We start from the raw sequence: 21577 nt of genomic DNA, 5'->3' as shown, positions 1-21577 counted from the left end.
GCTCAGACCTCGACCCAGCGGCGCAACAGGTTGTGGTAGGTGCCGGTAAGCTGGATCAGCGCAGGGTGGTCGGGCACGTCGCGGGTCAGTTGCTGGATCGCGCCGTCCATTTCAAACAGCAAGGTGCGCTGGCTGTCTTCGCGCACCAGGCTTTGGGTCCAGAAGAACGAGGCATAACGCGCGCCACGGGTCACCGCGTTGACTTTGTGCAGGCTGGAGCCGGGGTACAGCACCATGTCGCCGGCGGGTAGCTTGACCCGCTGCAGGCCGAACGTGTCCTGGATCTCCAGTTCCCCACCGTCGTAGTCGTCGGGGTCGCTGAAGAACAACGTGGACGAAAGGTCGGTGCGCACGCGCTCATGGCTGCCTTTGGGTTGGCGCACCGCGTTGTCGATATGAAAGTCGAAACTGCCGCCAGCGGTGTAGCAGTTGAGCAGTGGCGGGAAGACTTTATGCGGCAGCGCGGCCGACATGAACAGCGGGTTGCTCCACAACCGCTCCAGCATCGCCGCGCCGATTTCCTTGGCCAGGGGGTGGCCTTCGGGTAATTGCAGGTTGTGCTTGGCCTTGGCCGACTGGTGCCCGGCGGTGATTTTGCCGTCAGCCCATTCGGTCTCTTCCAGGGCCTGGCGAATGCGCAGCACCTCCTCGCGAGAGAACAGGCCGGGAATGTGCAGCAACATGGGGCAATACCTGCGATCAGAGAGGTGTCAATGGTATTGATTCTTATCCTCTCTGTAAAATACAGGGACGAACGAGAGCGCAAAATCCGTAACAAAAAAGTGTAAAGAATGTAAATTTGATGCGAATAGCAATATCTCGCAATTGATACAAAGTCTTGTTGGCCCTATATTCCGCGGCCTCACAACCTTGGGGAAGGGACACGTCATGTCGCGCACTATTCTAAAAATACCGGCCAGTTCACCACGCATGCTGGCCTCCGCCATTGGCGTTGCCCTGAGTGCCGGCTCCGCCGCCCACCTGGCGCAGGCGGCTGAAAATACCGAGCCAAAAGGCGAGCGCAACCCTATCTCCCTCGGCGCCACCAACATCACCGGCCAGGAGCAGGACAACACCTCCTACCAGGTGGAAAAAGCCTCGTCGCAGAAGTACACCGCGCCGCTGGTGGACACGCCGCGTTCGGTCACTGTGGTGCCGCAACAAGTCCTCAAGGACACCGCCGCCACCTCGTTGCAGGACGCCTTGCGCACCGTACCGGGTATCACCTTCGGTGCCGGTGAAGGTGGCAACCCTCAGGGCGACCGTCCGTTCATCCGTGGTTTTGATGCCCAGGGCGATACCTACCTCGATGGCGTACGCGATACCGGCGGCCAGAGCCGCGAGATCTTCGACATCGAGTCCATCGAAGTCAGCAAAGGCCCGAACTCTTCGTTCGGCGGCCGTGGCTCGGCCGGTGGCAGCCTCAACCTGGTGAGCAAGACCCCACAAGCGCGGGACTTCACCAACGGCGGCTTTACCTATGGCTCCGACCAGACCCGCCGCTATGTGCTCGACGTGAACCGCCAGTTCCTGGACGACAGCGCGGCATTCCGCCTGAACCTGATGAGCCATGAACAAAACGTGGCTGGCCGCGATGCGGTGAACTACGACCGTTGGGGTGTAGCCCCGTCGCTGACGTTTGGCCTGGGCACGCCGACCCGCGTCAACCTCAGCTACTACCACATGGAAAGTGACGACCTGCCGGATTCGGGGATTCCGTATGGCTATGGCAGCACAGCCAAGAATGCCGTGCACGTTCATGACAAACCTACTGATGGCGGCGATAGCAGCAACTTTTACGGCTTAAAAAGCCGCGACTTCCGCAAAACACGCGCCGACATCAGCACGGTCTCCATCGAGCACGACCTGAACGACAACATGACGCTGAAAAACACCCTGCGTCATGGCAGCACCGGCCAGGATTACGTATTGACGCAGCCTGATGACAGCCAGCACAACGTCAACCAGTTCGGCACCGTGTGGCGTCGGGCTAACAGTCGCGTGTCCACCACTACGACGACCACTAACCAGACCGATCTGTTTGGTAATTTCCAATTGGCGGGGATGAAGCATTCCTACTCCACTGGTTTGGAGTTCACGGGCGAAGAAACCCGCGTAAGTGGCTACACGGTCACTCCAAACAGTAACCCAATACCCAATGGCTGCACGCCTAGCGTAGTCGGCAGCAGCGGCGGCAATTGTACGTCTCTCGGCAACCCGAATCCGGATGATGCCTGGAACGGCAACGTTGCGCGCAACTACAACGGCACCAACACCAAAGCCACCAGTCGCGCTGCCTATGTATTCGACACCATCGAACTTGATCCTAAATGGCTGCTCAATGTCGGCCTGCGCTACGACACTTTCGACACTCAAGCCAATACCAATGCCGCTACAGGACGTACCAAGCTCAAGGACGACAGCCAATTTTTCAACTGGCAGGCCGGGCTTGTGTGGAAACCCACGGAAAACGGCAGCATCTATACCTCCTACGCTACCTCAGCTTCGCCAGTTGGCGGCTTAGTAGGTGAAGGTCAGGAACCCAATGGTTTCGTCACCGGCATTAACACCAGCGACCTGGAACCCGAAGAAACAGTCAACTACGAACTCGGCACTAAGTGGGATCTGTTTCATGATCGCTTGTCCCTAACTGCTGCCGTGTTCCGCACTGAGAAGAAAAACACACGAATTCTGGTGAGTTCCAACACCTTCGAAAACGGCGGTGAATCCCGAGTCGATGGCTTGGAGCTGTCTGCCAGCGGAAAAATCACTGATCAATGGCAAGTGTTCGCTGGTTACAGCTATCTGAAAAGCGAGCTGGTAGATCCTGGCAGAATCGGCAACCGTCAAAACGTGGTGAGTGCCGGTTCCAACAAAGGCAACCAGATGCCCAACACGCCGAAGAACTCCTTCAGCCTGTGGACCACCTACGACATCACCCCCAAGCTGACCGTCGGCGGCGGCGCGTTCTACGTCGATGAGGTTTACGGCGATGCAGGCAACACCGTGTACGTGCCGTCCTACACCCGCTACGACGCCATGGCCAGCTACAAGCTGACCAAAAACGTCGACTTGCAATTGAACGTACAAAACCTCACCGACAAGACGTATTACGATAAGGCCTACTCGGCGCACTTCGCCAACCAGGCGGCCGGTCGTACCGCTCTGTTGACTACCAGCTTCCACTTCTAAACGCAGTCAATGCTCGACCCAAGGCCCCACGCATCGGATGCGTGGGGCTTTTGTGTGTAAAACAGAATTTTTCTCGATAACCCACGGCATAATGCGCGCCGTGACATCGATATCCAGATAAGCGAGGCGGCCCGACGTGTTGAAGAAAACCCTGTTTCAGTTGCACTGGTTCTTCGGCATCACTGCCGGGCTGGTGCTGGCCTTGATGGGGATCACCGGGGCTGCGTACTCGTTCCAGGATGAAATCCTGCGGGCCCTCAACCCCACGGTTTTGAGCGTACAGAAACGCGAAGCCGGTGTACTGCCGCCCGCCGAGCTGGTACGCAAGCTGGAAGCGGCCGAAGGCAAGACCGTGGCCATGCTGTGGGTAGAAAGTGAAAGCGGCAACGCCGGCCGCGTGTCCTTCACCCCGCCACCGGGCGAGCGCCGTGGCCAGATGCGCTACTTTGACCCGTACACCGGCGACTACATGGGTGACGCGGTCGGCCAGGACCTGTTCGGTTTTATCCTGCAATTGCACCGCTTCCTCGCCATCGGCGATACCGGGCGCAATATCACCGGCGCCTGCACCCTGATCCTGCTGTTTTTCTGCCTCTCCGGCCTGTACCTGCGCTGGCCGCGCCAGGTGAAAAGCTGGCGCGTCTGGCTGACCCTGGACTGGCGCAAAAAGGGCCGCAGCTTCAATTGGGACCTGCACTCGGTATTCGGCACCTGGTGCCTGTTGTTTTATCTTTTGGCGGCGCTGACCGGGCTGTATTGGTCCTACGACTGGTACAACCGTGGCGTGACCAAACTGCTGTCCGACGCGCCGCAGAACGAGCGCATGCGTAAGCGCGGCCCGGCTCCCGCAGGCCCGGCTCCGGTGGCCAACTATGACGCAATCTGGAGCAGCATCTACAGCAACGCCGGCCCCGACTTGAGCGCCTACAACATTCGGATGCCCGCGGTCGCCGGGCAACCGGCCACCGTGTATTACCTGCTCACTTCATCGCCCCATGACCGTGCGCTGAACCAGATCAACCTGGACCCGTCCACCGGCGAGGTCAAATCCCACGAGCGCTACGCCAGCAAAAGCCTCAAGGCGCAGTTGCTGACCAGTGTGTATGCGCTGCACACCGGCAGCTATTTCGGCCTGGTCGGGCGCATCGTCCTCACCGTCAGCTCACTGCTTATGCCGCTGTTTTTCATCACGGGCTGGCTGCTGTACCTGGACCGACGCCGCAAAAAGCGCCAGGTCCGCGATGCCCGCAAAGGTTTGACAGATAACCACAGCAATGCCCCGGCCTGGCTGATCGGCTTCGCCAGCCAGAGCGGCTTTGCCGAACAACTGGCCTGGCAAACGGCCGGGCAACTGCAGGCTGCGGGCCTGGCGGTGAAGGTGCAGCCCCTGGGCAGTGTCAGCCGCGACGACCTCAGCCAATCACAGAACGCGCTGTTTGTGGTCAGTACCTTTGGCGACGGCGAAGCCCCCGACAGCGCCCGAGGTTTCGAGCGCAGCGTGCTCGGCCATTCGCTGCCCCTCACAGGCTTGAACTACTCGGTGCTGGCCCTGGGTGACCGGCAGTACGAACATTTTTGCGGCTTTGCCCGGCGCCTGCATTTCTGGCTGACCAACCAGGGCGGCACCCCGCTGTTTGCCCCGGTGGAAGTCGACAGCGGCGACGCAGTGGCCCTGCACACCTGGCAACAGCAACTGGGCCAGCTCACCGGGCATGCGCCGGCAGCGGCCTGGCCGACGGCCCAGTACGAAAACTGGACCCTGAGCCAACGCACCCTGCTCAACCCCGACAGTGTCGGCTCGCCCGTCTACCTGCTGGGCCTCACATCCACGTCTGCACACAGCTGGCTGGCCGGCGACCTGGTGGAAGTCCTGCCGCGCAATTGCCCCTGGGCCATCGAACACTTCCTGGCCGGCCTGGGCTTGGTCGGCAGCGACGGTGTGGTGATCGACGGCGTGGCCCACACCCTTGATCAGGCCCTGGCCACGCGCCAACTGCCGGACAACCGCACGCACCTGGTCGGCCTGCACGCCCAGGCGTTGGTGGACGCGCTGGTCCCACTGGGCATGCGCGAATACTCCATCGCCTCGATTGCCAGCGACGGCGTGCTGGAGTTGATCGTGCGCCAGGAACGCCACCCCGACGGCAGCCTGGGGCTTGGCTCTGGCTGGCTGACTGAACACGCCGCCCTCGGCTCGGCCATCAGCCTGCGCCTGCGGCGCAACAGCGGCTTCCATTTGCCCGACGCGCCTGTGCCACTGATTCTGCTGGGCAACGGCACCGGCCTGGCGGGCCTGCGTAGCTTGCTCAAGGCGCGTATTGCCGGCGGCCAGCAGCGAAACTGGCTGCTGTTCGGCGAGCGCAATATCGCCCACGACTACCTGTGCCAGGACGAACTGCAAGGCTGGCTCGCCAGTGGAGACCTGGCCCTGCTGGACCTGGCATTTTCCCGCGATCAAGAGGAGAAGATCTACGTACAGGATCGCCTGCGCGAGTCAGCGGATGTGCTGCGCAAATGGCTGGCGGATGGCGCGGCGATTTATGTGTGTGGCAGCTTGCAGGGGATGGCGACGGGGGTGGATCAGGCACTGGCAGACATCTTGGGCAAGGAGGCGCTGGAGCGCCTGATCGAACAGGGCCGCTATCGTCGGGATGTCTACTGACCCCGCTAATTTGATCGTTCCCACGCTCCGCGTGGGAATGCCGCCCTGGACGCTCCGCGTCCGCTCTTAGCGGCGTGACGCGGAGCGTCACAGGATGCGTTCCCACGCAGAGCGTGGGAACGATCAGGCCGGTTGCAGTTTTTGCTCGAACACTGAAACCCCGTCCAAGTCCCGTAGCATCACCGTCAACTCCGCCGTCTGCCCATCTATCTGCACTTCACCAAAAAACTGAAAGCCCGCAAACGGCGAGGTATTCTGCGCCGGTGGCGCCTTCTGGAACACCACGTGCGGGCCAAAGGTTTTATCCAGTGGGTTGGGCCCGAAACTCCCAGCATTCAACGGCCCTGCCACAAACTCCCAGAACGGCTCGAAATCCTGGAACGTCGCACGGTCAGGGTGATAGTGATGCGCTGCACAGTAATGCACATCGGCCGTCAGCCACACGTGGTTGCGCACCTTATGCTCATGCAGGAACCCCAGCAGTTCGGCGATCTCCAGCTCACGCCCTTGCGCCGGGCCAGGGTCGCCATTGGCGATCGCTTCCCAACGCGCCACGCCGGGGCTGACTTCACCGTCGGGCACGCCCAGACCGATGGGCATGTCGGCGGCGACCACCTTCCACTGCGCTTGCGAGGCCTTGAGCCCGCGTTTGAGCCAGTCCAACTGTTCCCGCCCGAGGAAGGGTTTTTCCGCGCCCAGGTTGTCATCATTCGGCCCACGATAGCTGCGCATATCCAACACAAACACATCCAGCAGCGGCCCATAACTGAGCTTGCGATAAATGCGCCCGCCACCGTCGGCGCTCTGTCGGCGCATGGGTGAATATTCCAGCCAGGCCTGGCGGGCACGGCCCACCAAGGTATTGATGTCGCGGGTCTGGTAACGCTCATCCAACTGCTTGCTCGATGACCAGTTGTTGATCACCTCGTGATCGTCCCACTGCCAGATCTGCGGTACCTCGGCATTGAAGCGGCGCACGTTTTCATCCAGCAGGTTGTAGCGGTAATTACCGCGATATTCATCGAGGGTTTCCGCGACTTTGCTTTTGGCTTCAGTGGTAATGTTGCGCCAGATGCGCCCGCCTTCAGTGGTGAGCTGCGCGGGGACCGGGCCGTCGGCATAGATGGTGTCGCCGCTGTGGATAAAAAAGTCCGGCAGGCGCAGGCGCATGGCTTCATAGATGCGCATGCCACCGATGTCGGGGTTGATGCCGAAGCCTTGGCCGACAGTGTCGCCGCTCCACACAAAACGGATGTCACGCCGCTGTTGCGGCACGCTACGCAAGTGGCCGAACCAGGGTTCACTGGCAATGCCGGTCTGGGCGTCTTCGAAATGCACGCGATAGAAAATCGCCTGGTCGACCGGCAGCCCGGTGAGCTCGACACGGGCGGTAAAGTCGGTGCGGCTGTCGGCCAGGGGCGAGACGAATCGGCGCGGGTTGCTGAACACGCTGCGGGTATCCCACTCCACCACCATCTTCGCCGGGCGGTCACTGCGGCTCCAGATCATTGCGCGATCGCCCTGCAGGTCGCCCGATTGCACGCCGTCAGTGAGTTGGGGTCGGTCCTTCACCGAAGCGATCACCGCCGGCGCCAGGCCCGGCAACAACAGGCCAGCGCCCACGGCTTGCATCACACGGCGGCGACCGAGATCGAAGTGGCTCATGCAGGTGCCCTCTTGAGTATCAAAAGGGCCACTAAAGCATGATGGGATGAAGCGGATGTGACACCGATTAGCAGAACGGTCGAGTTCACCTGTGGGAGCTGGCTTGCCTGCGATGCAAACACCTCGGTGTATCAGGCAAACCCCGTCGAGGCTATCGCAGGCAAGCCAGCTCCCACATTTTCTGCCAGTGTCAGGCAGTCACGGCCAGTTCAGCCGCTTCCGGTCGCTTGAGCACGGCATACACCAAACCGGTCAACACACTGCCCGCCACAATCGCCAACAAGTACAACAACGCATGGTTCATCGCATTCGGAATCACCAGCACAAACAACCCGCCATGGGGCGCGGCGAGTTTGCAGCCGAAGTACATCGACAGCGCACCGGTCAACGCGCCACCGGCGATGCTGGCCGGAATGACGCGCAGCGGGTCTTTGGCGGCGAAGGGAATCGCGCCTTCAGAGATAAAGCACAGCCCCAGGATCATCGCCGCCTTGCCGGCCTCGCGCTCGGTCTGGGCGAACTTGCGCCGGGCCAGCAACGTGGCGATGCCCATGCCAATCGGCGGCACCATGCCGGCGGCCATGGTCGCGGCCATCGGCGCGCCGCTCGACGCGGCCAGCAGGCCAACCGAAAACGCATACGCCGCCTTGTTGATCGGCCCGCCCAAATCCACACACATCATGCCGCCGAGCAGAATGCCCAGCAGCACCGCGTTGGTGGTGCCCATGGTGCTGAGGAAATCCGTCAGGCCCGTGAGCAAGCGGGCGACCGGTGGGCCCACCAGGTAGATCATCACCAAGCCGGTAAACAGGCTCGCCAATAACGGGATGATCAGGATCGGCTTGAGCGCTTCCAGGCTCTGAGGCAGTTGCACCGTGCGGCTGATCAGCTTGACGCAATATCCGGCGACGAAACCGGCCAGGATGCCGCCGATAAACCCAGCCCCCAGCGTCCCCGCCAGCAGCCCGCCGATCATGCCGGGCGCAAGGCCAGGACGGTCGGCAATCGAGTAGGCGATGTAGCCCGCCAGCAGCGGCACCATCAACAGGAACGCCTGGTCACCCACGGATTTGAGCGCCGCCGCCAAGGTGCCGGGCTGCTCGAAAGCATGGATGCCGAAGACAAACGACAAGGCGATCAGCAAGCCCCCCGCCACCACCATCGGCAACATATACGACACGCCGGTGAGCAGGTGTTTGTAGACGCCGGTTTTCTCCGCCTTGGCCGGTGCACCGCCGGCCGCGCTTTCCACCGCGCCTTCGGCCAGGGCTTTGTTGAGGATGGCTTCGGATTGCTTGAGGGCAATGCCGGTGCCACAGCGGTAAATCTTCTTGCCGGCGAAACGCTCGGTGGCCACTTCGATATCCGCCGCGAGCAACACCACATCGGCATCGGCAATCGCTTGCGGGCTTAACGGCGTGCGGGCGCCTACCGAGCCTTGAGTTTCGACCTGCAGGTCATAACCCAGGCGCTGAGCAGTCTGCTGCAAGGCTTCGGCGGCCATGAACGTGTGGGCCACACCGGTGGGGCACGCGGTAATCGCGACGATACGCGGCGCAGCCTTGGCCGCCACCGGGGCGGCGTCGGCGACATACACCTGGGCTTCTTCGGCGCCCCGGCGCAGTACGCCTTCGACATCCGCCAACGCCTGGGCCGGCGTGCTCTGGAACACACGCTTGCCGACAAACCGCTGCATATCCACCGGGGTACTGCTGACCAACAGCACCCACTCGGCATCATCAATCGTCGCCTGGGACAACTGGCGCTCCGGACGCTGCACATCGACGACTTCAACACTGGTGTGCAAGCCCATGCGCTGGGCGGCGGCGTCCAACAAGCGGGCGCACAGCACACTGGTGACCATGCCGTTCGGGCAGGCGGTAACAATGGCTAACTTCATCACAAACCCTCTTATTGTTCTGTCAGCGTGCGTACTTCGACGCCGCTTTCGAGATGCGCCAACTGCGCGTCATCGCTGATGCCAAAACCGATCTGTGTCACCGCCATCGCGGCAATCGCCGTGGCCCGGCGCAGGGTGTGCTCCGGCGTGTCGCCACTGAGCAAACCGTGGAGCATCCCGGCCAGCAGCGAGTCGCCGGCACCCACGGTACTGGCCACTGCCACCTTGGGCGGCGTGGCGTGCAGCGCCGCACCCGGGCGGTACCAGGTCACACCTGCGGCCCCGTCGGAGACCACTACATGTTCGACGCCTTGCTGATGCAGGCGGCTGATGGCATCGGTGGCGTTACCCAAGGCCTCGGCCAACTCTTCGGTATTGGGTTTGACCAGCCACGGGCCAACCTCCAACCCCAGGCGCAGCGCTTCGCCGCTGGTGTCCAGGGCGATTTTCAAACCGAGGTCTTTCAACGCCTCCAGCAAACCTTTAAACCACTGCGGGCTGACGCCGCGCGGCAAGCTACCGGCCACCACGACCGCATCGAACTCCGGGCCAATGATCGCGACCATCTTGAGCAGCGCTTTTAGCGCCTCTTCAGTCACCAGCGGCCCCGGTGCATTGATGTCGGTGACACGCCCATCCTGTTCGGCAATCTTGATATTGCTCCGGGTTTCGCCGGGAACCCGGATGAAGGCATCGCCAAACCCACGGCGCTTGATCAGCGCATTGAAAGCCTGGGGGTTGGCACTGCCGAGGAACCCGCCCACGCTGACGTAATGGCCCAGGTCCGCCAGCACTTGCGCCACATTCACGCCTTTGCCGGCCGCGTGGGTGAGCATCGCTTCACTGCGATTGACCTCACCGGGTTGCAGGTGCGCCAGACGTACCGTGAGGTCCAACGCCGGGTTCAGCGTCAGGGTCAGAATATTTGCCATCTACACGGCCTCCACTAGGGCACGCACTTCGGCGGGCGAACCCACTGCCAGTGCTTGTTGCGCCAGGCCCTGGGCCTCGCTCAGACTGAATTCACGCACCCGCGCCTTCACTTCAGGAATGCTGCGGGCCGACACGCTCAACTCATCCACGCCCAGGCCGACCAGCACCGGCACCGCCAGCGGGTCCGCCGCCAACTCGCCGCACACACCTACCCATTTGCCGTGGGCATGGGCGGCGCGCACGGTGATGTCGATCAGTTGCAGGACTGCCGGATGCAAGCCATCGGCCTGGGCCGACAGGGTCGGGTGGCCGCGGTCGATGGCCAGGGTGTATTGGGTCAGGTCGTTGGTGCCGACGCTGAAGAAGTCGACTTCCTTGGCGAGGACCGGCGCCAACAACGCGGCTGAGGGCACTTCGATCATGATCCCCAGTTGCAGGTCCGCCACCGGGATCTCCAGGCGCAGGCGTTCGGTCATGTCCCGGGCGGCGCGCCACTCATCCACGCTGCCGACCATGGGGAACATGATGCGCAGCGGGCGGTTATCCGCAGCACGCAGCAGTGCCCGCAGTTGCGCTTCCATGATCTGCGGGCGTTGCAACGTCAGGCGAATGCCGCGCACACCCAGGAAGGGGTTTTCCTCTTCGGCGATCGGCCAATAGGGCAAAGGCTTGTCGCCGCCCACATCCAGGGTGCGCACCACCAACGGGCGACCATTGAGGCCGTCGAGTACGCGACGGTATTCGGCCTCCTGGGTGGCCTCGTCCGGCGCCTGGGGGTGGGCCATGAAAATCAGTTCGGTGCGCAGCAGGCCAATGCCTTCGGCGCCCTGCTCCACGGCACTGGCCACCCCGGCGCTTTCGCCAATGTTGGCGAACACTTCCACGGCGTGTCCGTCGCGGGTCAGCGCCGGTTCATGGCGTTGGGCCGAAGCGGCTTGCAAGCGCTGCTCGCGGCTGTCGCGCTCCACGGTGGCCCGTTGCAGGGTGGCGGCGTCGGGGTCCACATGCAGGCGGCCGCGCTGGCCATCGAGCAACAGCGGCGTGCCCGCGTTGAGCAATAACACCGCAGCGCCAGCGCCGACCAAGGCCGGAATGCCCAAAGCGCGGGCGACAATGGCGCTGTGAGCGGTGGCGCCGCCCCGGGCGGTGAGAATGCCGGCAACGCGGGCCGGGTCCAGGCGCGCCACGTCCGAAGGGCCGACTTCTTCCATCACCAGGATGTAGGGCTCGCTCGGTTCCTGCACGCTTTGGACGCCGCACAACTGGGCCAGCACGCGGCGGCCGATGTCGCGCAAGTCGGCAGCACGCTCGGCCAGCAAGGCATCCTGCAAGGCTTCCTGCTGTTTGGCGGCGGCTTCGATCACGCTCATCCAGGCGGCTTCGGCGCTTTCGCCTTGCTTGAGGCGGGTGTCGACCTCGTCGGTGAGTTCCGGGTCGTCGAGCATTTCCTGGTGCGTGATGAAAATCTCACGGATGGCCTTGGCCTGGCTACGCTCGATCAAGCCCTGGATATCCGTGCGCACCTCGCTCAAGGCCGTGTGCAGACGCTGGCGTTCGGCGGCGGCGGACTCACCGCGCAACGGGTAATCGAACACTTGCGGCACCTGGATATGGGCCGGGCCGATGGCGATACCCGGTGCGGCGGCAATGGCCTGGAGTTGGCTACCGCTCAGTGGCGCGCTGAGCACCGGTTCGATATCGACCTGTGCTGGCTGTGCGCTCACGGTGGGCAAGGGCTCGACCTCTTCGCCAAGGCCCTCTTGCACGGCGGCCAAGAGGGCGGGCAGTGCATCACCGGCCACCGTCGGCTCGGCCACAAACTCCAGCACCTGGCCACGACGTGCGCCGAGGCTGAGCAACTTGCTCAGGCTTTTGACCGACACGGCGCCCACCGCGCCATCGACGATGCGTACGCGGATATCGCCGTCAAAACTTTTCGCCAATTGCGCCAGGATCTTGGCCGGGCGCGCGTGCAGGCCGTGGGCGTTGGCCAGGGTAATACGGGCGCTGGGCCAGTCCGGCGGCAGTTCACCGCCCAGCACTTCCAGCACCGCGCGGCTGCTGGTGGCGCGCCCCAACTCCTGGCCGCGCCCTTCAATGAGCAAGGCACACAGGCGTTCAAGCAGGGTCTGGTGCGCTTCACCGAGGCTCGCCAGGCAGAACAGGCCGTGCAGGGGCTGGCCGAGGTAACGCATGGGTTTGTCCGGCGTCACAAAGGCCAGGCCCGGACGCTTGACCGTCTGCTCGCTGTGCAACCACCACAGGCCATCGCCCAGGGGCAGCGCGTCGACCTGCTGCAATACGGCTGCAAAGCCATTGCTCACGCAGTCGGCCTGGCGCAGCAGGCGCGCACCGCGCCACACCAACTCTTCAAAATCATCGGCCGACACGCCCAGGCTGATCATCTGCGCATCCAGCGCCAGTTCCTGGGGCGCGCCTTGCAACAGTTTCAACAGCGCTTCGGCGCTGCCGGCACGGCGCAACGCCTGGCCCAGGTCGGTTTCGCCGAGGGCACGGGTGAGCAGTTGCAACAGGCGCAGGTGTTCATCGGATTTAGCCGCGATGCCAATCGCCAGGTAAACGATCTGGCCATCGCCCCAGTCCACCCCTTCGGGGAACTGCAGCAGGCGCACACCAGTGGAAAACACCTGCTCGCGGGTTTCTGGCGTGCCGTGGGGTATAGCGATGCCTTGGCCGAGAAAGGTCGAGCCTTGGGCTTCACGGGCTTGCAGGCCACTGAGATAACCTTCGGCAACCAGGCCATCGGCCACCAGTTTGTCAGCGAGCAGGTGCAAGGCAGCAGATTTATCCACAGCCACCTGGCCCATGGATATCTGCTCTACAGTGAGCTCAAGCATGCCGTTCTCCTAGTTAGTGCGACGGGCGCACTAGGTATTGTTGTAGGTAAATAGGTTCAAAATTAACTGACTGAGCGGTCAATTGGCAGTGGTCACTCAGTGGCGAACATCGTAAAAATACGCTTGCTGAAACGTTTAATCTAGAATTTATGGCAGATTACGCGTTAATTGCGCAAGCTTGAAGGGCCACTCGGCGCTTGCTGTGGGACATTGGTCGAATGCTGGAATCGGTTACGATTGGACAAAATGTCGGGGCGAGCGCCAAAAAACAAGGAAATCCCGGTTTGAAACTCAGTGATATCGCACGTCTGGCCGGTGTGTCCGTTACCACCGCCAGCTATGTCATCAACGGCAAGGCCGAACAGCAGCGCATCAGCAACGCAACCGTTGAGCGTGTGCGTGCCGTGGTCCAAGCCCATGGCTTTACCCCCAACCCTCAAGCCGCCGGGCTGCGCAGTCGGCATACGCGAACCTTGGGGTTCATCCTGCCAGACCTGGAAAACCCCAGCTACGCACGCATCGCCAAACTGCTGGAACAAGGGGCACGGGCGCGGGGCTATCAGTTGCTGATCGCCAGCTCCGATGATGAAGCGGACAGCGAACGCCAACTGCTGCAACTGTTCCGGGCGCGGCGTTGCGATGCGTTGTTCGTCGCCAGTTGCCTGCCAGCCAGCGATGACAGCTATCGCGAGCTGCAGGCCAAGGGGCTGCCGGTGATTGCCATCGACCGGGAGATGGAGCCGAACCAGTTCTGCTCCGTGGTCAGCGACGACCACCAGGCCTGCAGGCAACTCACCAGCAGCCTGCTGCAACCGTTGCCCAAGCAGATCGCACTGATTGGCGCGCGGCCCGAGCTGAGCATCAGCCAGGCACGTACCGCCGGTTTCCGTGATGCGCTGCAAGGCTTTACGGGCGAAGTGATTATCGAACAGGGCGAAGCCTTCAGTCGTGACTGCGGCCGAGAGCTGATGGAGCAACTGCTGCAACGCCTGGGGCATTTGCCGGACGCGCTGGTAACCACCTCCTACGTACTGCTGCAAGGCGTGTTTGATGCGCTGCATGACTTCCCCCTCAAGTCACGTCCCCTGCGCCTGGGCACCTTCGGCGATACCCAGTTGCTGGATTTCCTCCCGCTGCCGGTCAACGCCATGGCCCAGCAACATCAATTGATTGCCGAGACCGCCCTGCGCCTGGCCCTGGCCGCCATTGAAGAAGAACAGTACCAACCCGGCGTGCATGCGATTGGCCGGACTTTCAAGCAGCGTATCCACGAGGCCTGAGTGTGGAGCTGATCGACACCCACACGCACCTGGACTTCGAGGACTTCGACCAGGATCGCTTGCACGTCCTTGCCCACAGCCGTGAACTCGGCGTGCGGCGCCTGGTGGTGCTGGGGGTGTACCAGAAAAATTGGCAGCGGCTGTGGGACTTGGTGCAACAGGACGAAGGCTTGTTCGCCGCCTTCGGCTTGCACCCGGTGTATCTCGATGAGCATCGCCCCGCCGACCTGCTGGAGTTGGGCGACTGGTTGACGCGCCTGCATGGCCACCGGCAACTGTGCGCCGTGGGCGAAATTGGCCTGGATTACTTTCTCGAACAGTTGGACCACCAGCGCCAGCAACAGTTATTTGAAGCCCAACTGAAACTCGCGGTGGATTTCCAACTGCCGGCCTTGCTCCACGTTCGCCGCAGCCACGCCGCCGTGATTGCCACCCTCAAGCGCATCCGCGTGCCCAGAGGCGGCATCATCCACGCGTTCGCTGGCAGCGCTGAAGAGGCGCGCGAGTACATCAAGCTGGGGTTCAAACTGGGCCTGGGTGGCGCTGCCACCTGGCCCCAGGCGCTGCGCATGCACCGGGTACTGGCGCAGTTGCCACTCGACGCCGTGGTGCTGGAAACCGATGCGCCGGATATGGCTCCGGCCATGTACCCCAACCAGCGCAATAGCCCGCAGCATCTGCCAGATATCTGCACGGCCCTGGCCGAGCGCATGGGTATCAGCCCTCTATCGCTCGCTGAGACGAGCACACGCAATGCGTGCGAGCTGTTCAACTGGTAGCGGACTGATCACCTGCAACTTCAAGATCATTGTCTGTCGATGCCGGGCATAGCGCACCACCAGCAAATGGATCAGCACGGCGACCAGCGAAACGTTCAGTTGCCCGATCACACTGAGCAGCCCCAACCATTCAGCGAACAAGGCCACCAGCAAGGTCGCGCATGTCAGCATGATCATGCTCGGCCGCACCAGCGCCCATTGGTCCAGGGCCCTGAACTGCCGCAACTGCTTGGCGCACCCCAACTGCAACCCCGAGTGGCAATACGTACAGTCAAAAGGCACATCAATGGCAATGGCATTCAGTTGCCAAGGCTTGAGTTCAAACGTCATGTCGCACTGGGCGCAATGCCCTTTGATACCGATTGCAGCGGCCATCGTCGTGTCTCCTCGTGACCGTGACGGATGAAATAAATTTTCACCTATTCACGCCGCGATAAAACACGCCCAGGCAAATCAAGACATCGGCCACAGGGTCGGTAGCTACATCCTTCAGAACCTCCCTACACCCGAAACGCACCAATCAATTGCTTCAACTCAACCACCTGGATTGCCAACTGCCGACTGGCCGCTTCCGTGTGCTGGGCGCCTTGCGCTGCATGCTCGCCAGCACGGTTGATTTCGACAATGTTCTGGTCGATGTCGTGGGCGACCGCCGTTTGCTGTTCCACGGCGGCGGCGATCTGCTGGTTCTGGTCGACGATCATCCCTACCGCTCCCAAGATATTTTCCAGGGCTTGCTGGACTTTTTCCGACTGCCCCACCGTGCCATTCGCCATCTCATGGCTGCTGCCCATGGCCTTCACCGCCGCGCCGACGCCGCTGTGCAAGCGGCTGATCATCTGCTCGATTTCCTCGGTTGAGTGCTGGGTGCGCCGAGCCAGAGTGCGCACTTCGTCGGCCACCACCGCAAACCCGCGCCCTTGGTCACCGGCGCGCGCGGCTTCGATGGCCGCGTTGAGCGCCAGCAGGTTGGTCTGCTCGGCAATGCTCTTGATCACTTCCAAAACGCTGCTGATGGACTGGCTGTCGGCTGCCAGCTGGTTGATCACCCGCACCGAATCGTCGATCTCCGCCGCCAGGCGTGCGATGCCGCCTTGCTGGGATTGCACCAGCGCACGCCCGCTGACCGTTTCATCATTGACGCTCTGGGCACTGCTGACCGCCGCCGCCGCGCTGCGCGCCACCTCTTGGGCGGTGGCGGACATCTGGTTCATCGCCGTCGCTACTTGTTCGATCTGGCTGCGCTGGCCGGACACCGCCTGGTTACTCTGTGCCGACACCGCCTGCACCTGGCCGGCCTGCAACTCCACCTGGCTGACCGTATGCCCAACGCGCTCGATCAGGTCATGAATCTTGGCCACGGTGCCATTGAACACCTGGCCCAGGTCGCCCAATTCGTCACGGCTTTGCGCAACGAAAGTGACGGTCATATCGCCCGCCGCCACTTTGTCCATCATCGCCCCCAGGCGGCGCAAGGTGGTGCGAGTGGAAACAAAGAAACCGGCATAGAGATAGAAAATCAGCGCAAACACCGTCGCCAGGGCCGTGACCAGCAACACCATGTGCAGACGGTTCTGCGCCAGGCGCTGCTGCAACTGCTGCCCGAGGAACGCCAGGGTGGCGTCATCCAATTGATAGGTCTTGGCCATTAGTTGGCTGACGCCGTCATAAAACCCCTGCCAAGGCGCGTCGAGGGTTTCGGCCATCACCACCTGTTCTTCGAAAAACTCACTGCCTTGCTTGAGGCTCGCCTGGCTGGCTTGCGCCGACACCTCGAGGGCGGCGTGCGCGGCCTTGCTGGCGCCCAGCGCGTCCTGCAGCTTCAGGCCATATTCACCATGGAGTTTTTCCAACTGCTGCAGCAGTTCGTCAAAACGGGTACTGGAGGACGAATTGATAAAGCCCTGCCCCAGGGAGTACGCGCCCATCGCACGGCCTTCACCCAAGGCCTGGGTGACCTGAGGGGTGACGGTGGTGACCAGGTCGCTGAGCTGGCGCAGATCACTTTGCGGATCACGGTTCAAGCCGGCCTGGCTGGCAATAATCTGGCTGAACATCTGGGCCTGGTTGAGTAACTTGCCGATCAACGCTGCTTTGTTGAGCAACGAGGTTTCCTGTTGCTGAGCCTTGAACGCAGCGATCAACTCATCGCGCTTACTGTCGAAGACGGCAACGTGCTCGGGCTGGGTCGCGATCGCGTGCAAGCCCTGCAAGCGCTCCACTACACTGGCTTCCAAGGCGCTGATCCTGGCCTCCAGGTCTGCCGCTTTGCCTGACTGGCCGAGGGTGGCGTTGATCTGTACCTGGTTGTTGAGGGTTTCCAACTCCCGACGCAACGCCAGGCTGCTGCCGAGCAGGTCAAGGCTTTGCAGTTCGACGCGGGTGCCCTGGTATTCGCGCCACGAGTCGCGCACCAGGTAATAGTTGGTCGCCAGCATCGGCAGCAGGAACAGCACGCTGATCAGGCTGAACTTCATGCCGAAGCTCAGGCGGTTCATCAGCGCGACGGCGGGATAAAGCAAGCTCTTCACAGGTGACCTCCCCTTCTTTTATTTTTATTGAGGCGCAGGGCGACGGCAGATAGCCACTATTTGGCGCTCTATCTGTATAGCTCAATTCGAAAGGGAGTTTTGTAACGTAAGGTTAACGGCGGGAGTGATGGATGCACCCCGCCGCTATTACTCAGGGCAACACCGTCCAGATGGCAAACCCGGCATACCACAGCACTGCCGCACGTAGCAGCAGCTCCCACAGGCGATCCAGGCTGTTGATGCCATCGGCCCCCACCACGGGGGGAGGAATTTCCGCGGCGGCCAGGCCGACTTTTTCCATCAGTTGGGCAGCGCTGATGTCCCAGCTCAGCAGTTCGTGGAGCATCACCCGGCTGACCCCGACGAAATTGCCCACCAAGGCAAAGCTGGCCGCCAGGAGGCGTACCGGCAACCAGTCAAACGCGTGGCGCAATTGCGTGGCGCGCTCGGCCACCAAGGGGTTCTGGCTGTTTTCGCTGGCCAGCGCCAACAGGCGGTACGCCAGGGCGGCCACCGGGCCCAGCAGGAAATACCAGAAAATCACCGCGAAAAAGCTTTGATACGCCTGCCACAGCAGGTAGCCCTGAACACGCTCCAGCAGTTGCTCGCCACTGTCGGCGCCAAGCTTGAGGTCGCGTTCGGCCACATGCTCGGCCGCTTGCAGGTCACCGCGCCGCCAGGCATCGCGAAACGGCCCCAGCCCGGCCAATAGATCGCCACGGCCCAGGCTGTAGATCACCACCAGCAAGTGCACCGGCAATGCCAACAGGCCATAGGCCACTGGCTCCAGGACCAGCAACAACAACGCCAGCAACGCCACCGGCAGCAGCACCAATACCAGCAGGATCAACCAGGGCCGCTTGCCCATGCGCGGGCTCGATTCCAGCTTGGCCAGCTCACGCAGCCATCCACCGTCACGCTGCAACCGCAGGCGCAAGGCCGAGAACTTCTCGATCCATACCGCCAGCACCAACACCAGGAAACTCATCGTTCGTGTCCTCCATCCTGCAGGGCGCTGCGAAAGCGCATCCAATCAAAAGCGGGGCCCGGGTCGGTCTTGCGACCCGGAGCGATGTCGCTGTGACCACAAATACGTTGATGGGTGATCGCGGGGTAAGCGGCCAACAGTTGGCGTGCCAGGTCGATCAACGCCGCATACTGGGCATCGGTGAACGGTAGGTCATCCGTACCTTCCAGCTCGATTCCCAGAGAAAAATCGTTGCAGATCTCGCGCCCCTCAAAGACGGAAATACCGGCATGCCAGGCCCGGTCACGGCACGAAACAAATTGCGTCACAGTGCCGTCACGTTCAATCAGAAAATGCGCAGACACCCGTAGGCTGGCAATCCCTTCAAAGTAGGGATGTTCTGAGATATCCAGGCGGTTCTGGAAAAACTCCTGCACCTTACCGGTGTTGAACTGCGCCGGAGGCAAACTGATGTTATGCACCACCAACAGCGAGATTTCGCCTTCAGGGCGCTCGTTGAAGTTGGGCGAAGGGCAATGACGAATGCCCTGGCACCAACCGCTGGCGGGGTCCAACTGCATACAGGCTCCTTGAATGAGACGAGGTGTGACCAGTATGCCGCGTTCCACCCTGCGGTTGCGATCACTTGCCGCGATTGAGTTGCCGCAGGTCGCCCACTACGGCGGCCAGTGCACGTTCGAACAGCGGGCCATCATTCAAGGTATGCAGGGCGCCCTGCTTGAACGCCAAGGCTAACTGGCCCGCGCTTTTCTCCAGCACCTTAAGACCCGCTCGGCTGACAAAAATATAGGTATCGGCGGGCGGCATGATTGCGGTCAATTTGCAGCGCAGGTTACCGGCTTCATTTTGCAGCAACGCTACCCAGTCACCGACTCGCAACTGCTGGGCCTTGAGCAGGTCGGGGTCATCAGGGGGCAGTGGTTCGTCGGCAGCCGGCGGGCCAGCCCACAGGGCAAAAGGCTCACGGACTTCAACCAGCGCCTCACTGTCGAGCGGCTCAACATGCATGGCCTGCAACCGCAGGAAGAACTCGCGGGTACTGAAAGGATCGAACGCCGCATCGGCCAACCCACTACGCAATGCCTTGAGCAGCCCGGGTAATTGCTCGAGCAAACGCCGGCCCGCTTCGGTGTCTTCACGCAGGCCGACGCTCCAGACCAATTCATCCAGGGTGCGCAGCGCCGTCTGCCACTGCAGCGAGTGTTCACCGTGCTTGAGAACGGCCACTAACAGCACCTGGCTCCAGGCCTGCTGTACAAATTGCAGCACCGATTGCGGCAAGGTTTCGCCCACGAGCCGTCGATTGAGCACGTGCGCCACACGCTGGCGCGCCACCTTGATATGCAGATGCTCTTGCTCGACGTCACGGGTATATCGCTCAAGGCGTTCGCTGCGCTTGCGCTCTTGGGCTATGAATTCGCTGAAGGTGGTGAGTAACTGGGAGAAAATCGTCGGGTCTTCGACGAACTCATTCAGCAAGCGCTGTACGAGTTGCTCGATACACAGGTAGAGGTTGTCCCGTGTGTGGTCATGGAGCGAACTCCAGCCGATGACGGCGCTCGCGATATCATTGAGCAAGCGCCGCGCGGGATGCTCCGCGCAACTGAACAGACTTTTGTCCAGCACCGCCACTTTCAGCAGCGGGATCTGCAAGCGAGCGATCAGCGCCTTGAAAGCGTCCGGCACACTGCTGTCATCGAGCATGAACTCGAACAGCATGGCGACCAGATTGATCACATCTTCGTCTGCTTCTTCTAACATCCGCGACTTGCCACTTTTGACACTGACCCGGGTGAGCAGCTGTTCCAGCTGGTTGCGCAGGTCGAAATCGTCCTCGCACTCCGGCTCCGGTACATATTGCTGCAGATGCGACAGCAGACGCAGCAGATCGCGGCTGACAACGGGTTGCGGTTCGGCGCTGGCTTCAAGGGTCGGGGCCACGCTGCCACGCACGGCTACCAGCAACTTCTGCAAGGCACTGAACGCTTGCTGGCCGCTTTTATCCAGCGGCGGGTCGGCCATCGCCTGGCCGGTGCAATGCTGGTGCTCCCGGGCCGCACGTCCGCCGGCTCGACGGGATGGGAGCGCCTTGAGTTCCGGCAATACGCCAGTGGCGATCAGTAATTGGTTGGCCTCGCCGTACAACAAGTCTGCGTCACTGAGCACGTATTTCTCAAATAGCTTGAGCATGACCAGCTTGACGCGGATTTCCACACCCAGGCTGCGCCCTGCTTGCAGGAAAAACTCGCACAACCGCGCCGGGCCCAATGGGTTTTCAGGATCGTCCAGGCGCCTGCCGAGCAATGCACTTACGCGCGCGTTCAACTGCCCCAGCGCCAAACCATCACGGTGATGCACACGACCGAGCATCGCCTCCAGGGCCACGGCTTTTTCCACGTCATCGGCGCCGGTGCCGGGGACCTCCTCATAAGACACCACCGGCACCAGGTGTGCCCCGCTGCACCGGGCCTGGCCAAGGTTGGCGAACGCCACGAACAGCTGCTCCATGAACACGCGCTCGAAGTTCTTGCGCTTGAGGCGCAGGTCGCGCATGGCCTCGAAAAAAATATGATGGTCGACGGTGCTACGGGCCTTTTCGGCCATTTCGAACAGGGTGTCGTCGGCGTTATCGAACAGTTCCTGCAAGCCTTGCTGCAGCTGTTGCGCAGCCTTGTCACGCACCTGCAGCAACACCACCGGCAGGCGCGCGAGCGGCGATGGCGTGGCCTGCGCCCTGTTGATAGGCACCACCTTCCCGTCATTGTGCATCCTGGCCTCCTGAAACGGCG

The 21577-nt window shown here is 61.9% G+C and carries 14 protein-coding genes; 4 read left to right on the top strand and 10 right to left on the bottom strand.

What is annotated here, in order from left to right; translation table 11 throughout:
* Positions 1-2: 2 nt before the first annotated feature.
* Positions 3-683 (bottom strand): Fe2+-dependent dioxygenase, encoded by a 681-nt coding sequence (locus tag JMV15_RS25520; RefSeq protein ID WP_003188464.1) that lies wholly within the window; start codon positions 681-683, stop codon positions 3-5.
* A gap of 205 nt (positions 684-888) precedes the next feature.
* On the opposite strand from JMV15_RS25520, the gene JMV15_RS25515 reads away from it, so the two are divergent.
* Positions 889-3192, top strand: coding sequence for a TonB-dependent receptor (locus JMV15_RS25515; RefSeq protein ID WP_038448891.1), 2304 nt, complete (start codon positions 889-891; stop codon positions 3190-3192).
* A gap of 136 nt (positions 3193-3328) precedes the next feature.
* Positions 3329-5854, top strand: coding sequence for a PepSY domain-containing protein (locus JMV15_RS25510; RefSeq protein ID WP_038448889.1), 2526 nt, complete (start codon positions 3329-3331; stop codon positions 5852-5854).
* Positions 5855-5977: 123 nt separating this feature from the next.
* Here JMV15_RS25510 and JMV15_RS25505 read toward each other — a convergent pair whose 3' ends face one another.
* The 4 genes from JMV15_RS25505 to ptsP all read right to left on the bottom strand — a co-directional run bounded on the left by JMV15_RS25505 (position 5978) and on the right by ptsP (position 13210).
* Positions 5978-7519, bottom strand: a complete 1542-nt coding sequence (locus tag JMV15_RS25505) for an alkaline phosphatase D family protein (protein ID WP_014716886.1) — start codon at positions 7517-7519, stop codon at positions 5978-5980.
* Between the two features lie 190 nt (positions 7520-7709).
* Positions 7710-9419, bottom strand: coding sequence for a PTS fructose-like transporter subunit IIB (locus JMV15_RS25500; protein ID WP_014716885.1), 1710 nt, complete (start codon positions 9417-9419; stop codon positions 7710-7712).
* A gap of 11 nt (positions 9420-9430) precedes the next feature.
* The gene (gene pfkB / locus JMV15_RS25495; RefSeq protein ID WP_014716884.1) at positions 9431-10351 is read right to left on the bottom strand and encodes a 1-phosphofructokinase; all 921 of its coding nucleotides are present in this window, start codon (positions 10349-10351) and stop codon (positions 9431-9433) included.
* Positions 10352-13210 (bottom strand): phosphoenolpyruvate--protein phosphotransferase, encoded by a 2859-nt coding sequence (ptsP, locus tag JMV15_RS25490; protein ID WP_038448882.1) that lies wholly within the window; start codon positions 13208-13210, stop codon positions 10352-10354.
* Positions 13211-13494: 284 nt separating this feature from the next.
* On the opposite strand from ptsP, the gene cra reads away from it, so the two are divergent.
* On the top strand, positions 13495-14490 hold the full coding sequence (gene cra, locus JMV15_RS25485; protein WP_014716882.1) for a catabolite repressor/activator: 996 nt from the start codon (positions 13495-13497) through the stop codon (positions 14488-14490).
* A 2-nt stretch (positions 14491-14492) separates the two neighbouring features.
* Positions 14493-15269 carry a TatD family hydrolase gene (locus JMV15_RS25480; RefSeq protein ID WP_038448880.1) on the top strand — a complete coding sequence of 259 codons (777 nt, stop codon included), beginning with the start codon at positions 14493-14495 and terminating at the stop codon, positions 15267-15269.
* On the opposite strand, the gene JMV15_RS25475 is transcribed toward JMV15_RS25480, so the two are convergent.
* The 5 genes from JMV15_RS25475 to JMV15_RS25455 form a co-directional block, all read right to left on the bottom strand.
* Complete coding sequence (locus tag JMV15_RS25475; RefSeq protein ID WP_019816973.1) at positions 15216-15644, bottom strand: hypothetical protein; 429 nt, start codon at positions 15642-15644, stop codon at positions 15216-15218. The genes JMV15_RS25480 and JMV15_RS25475 overlap by 54 nt on opposite strands.
* Positions 15645-15769: 125 nt before the next feature.
* Positions 15770-16474, bottom strand: coding sequence for a methyl-accepting chemotaxis protein (locus JMV15_RS28810; protein WP_370694795.1), 705 nt, complete (start codon positions 16472-16474; stop codon positions 15770-15772).
* A 1477-nt stretch (positions 16475-17951) separates the two neighbouring features.
* Complete coding sequence (gene ampE / locus JMV15_RS25465; protein ID WP_014716879.1) at positions 17952-18788, bottom strand: regulatory signaling modulator protein AmpE; 837 nt, start codon at positions 18786-18788, stop codon at positions 17952-17954.
* Positions 18785-19348, bottom strand: a complete 564-nt coding sequence (ampD, locus tag JMV15_RS25460; RefSeq protein ID WP_014716878.1) for a 1,6-anhydro-N-acetylmuramyl-L-alanine amidase AmpD — start codon at positions 19346-19348, stop codon at positions 18785-18787. The genes ampE and ampD overlap by 4 nt, the downstream gene beginning before the upstream one ends.
* Positions 19349-19409: 61 nt before the next feature.
* Positions 19410-21557 (bottom strand): DUF1631 domain-containing protein, encoded by a 2148-nt coding sequence (locus tag JMV15_RS25455; protein WP_038448876.1) that lies wholly within the window; start codon positions 21555-21557, stop codon positions 19410-19412.
* Between the last annotated feature and the right edge of the window lie 20 nt (positions 21558-21577).

Source organism: Pseudomonas paracarnis (assembly GCF_904063055.1).
Taxonomy (GTDB): Bacteria; Pseudomonadota; Gammaproteobacteria; order Pseudomonadales; family Pseudomonadaceae; genus Aquipseudomonas; species Aquipseudomonas paracarnis.
This window is presented reverse-complemented; position numbering and strand designations above follow the sequence as displayed.

Bases quoted from the DNA above. Each gene is read 5' to 3' on its own strand.
- JMV15_RS25520 (WP_003188464.1), bottom strand. From the start codon at position 683: ATGTTGCTGCACATTCCCGGCCTGTTCTCTCGCGAGGAGGTGCTGCGC.
- JMV15_RS25515 (WP_038448891.1), top strand. From the start codon at position 889: ATGTCGCGCACTATTCTAAAAATACCGGCCAGTTCACCACGCATGCTG.
- JMV15_RS25505 (WP_014716886.1), bottom strand. From the start codon at position 7,519: ATGAGCCACTTCGATCTCGGTCGCCGCCGTGTGATGCAAGCCGTGGGC.
- JMV15_RS25500 (WP_014716885.1), bottom strand. From the start codon at position 9,419: ATGAAGTTAGCCATTGTTACCGCCTGCCCGAACGGCATGGTCACCAGT.
- pfkB (WP_014716884.1), bottom strand. From the start codon at position 10,351: ATGGCAAATATTCTGACCCTGACGCTGAACCCGGCGTTGGACCTCACG.
- ptsP (WP_038448882.1), bottom strand. From the start codon at position 13,210: ATGCTTGAGCTCACTGTAGAGCAGATATCCATGGGCCAGGTGGCTGTG.
- JMV15_RS25475 (WP_019816973.1), bottom strand. From the start codon at position 15,644: ATGGCCGCTGCAATCGGTATCAAAGGGCATTGCGCCCAGTGCGACATG.
- JMV15_RS28810 (WP_370694795.1), bottom strand. From the start codon at position 16,474: ATGTCCGCCACCGCCCAAGAGGTGGCGCGCAGCGCGGCGGCGGCGGTC.
- ampE (WP_014716879.1), bottom strand. From the start codon at position 18,788: ATGAGTTTCCTGGTGTTGGTGCTGGCGGTATGGATCGAGAAGTTCTCG.
- ampD (WP_014716878.1), bottom strand. From the start codon at position 19,348: ATGCAGTTGGACCCCGCCAGCGGTTGGTGCCAGGGCATTCGTCATTGC.
- JMV15_RS25455 (WP_038448876.1), bottom strand. From the start codon at position 21,557: ATGCACAATGACGGGAAGGTGGTGCCTATCAACAGGGCGCAGGCCACG.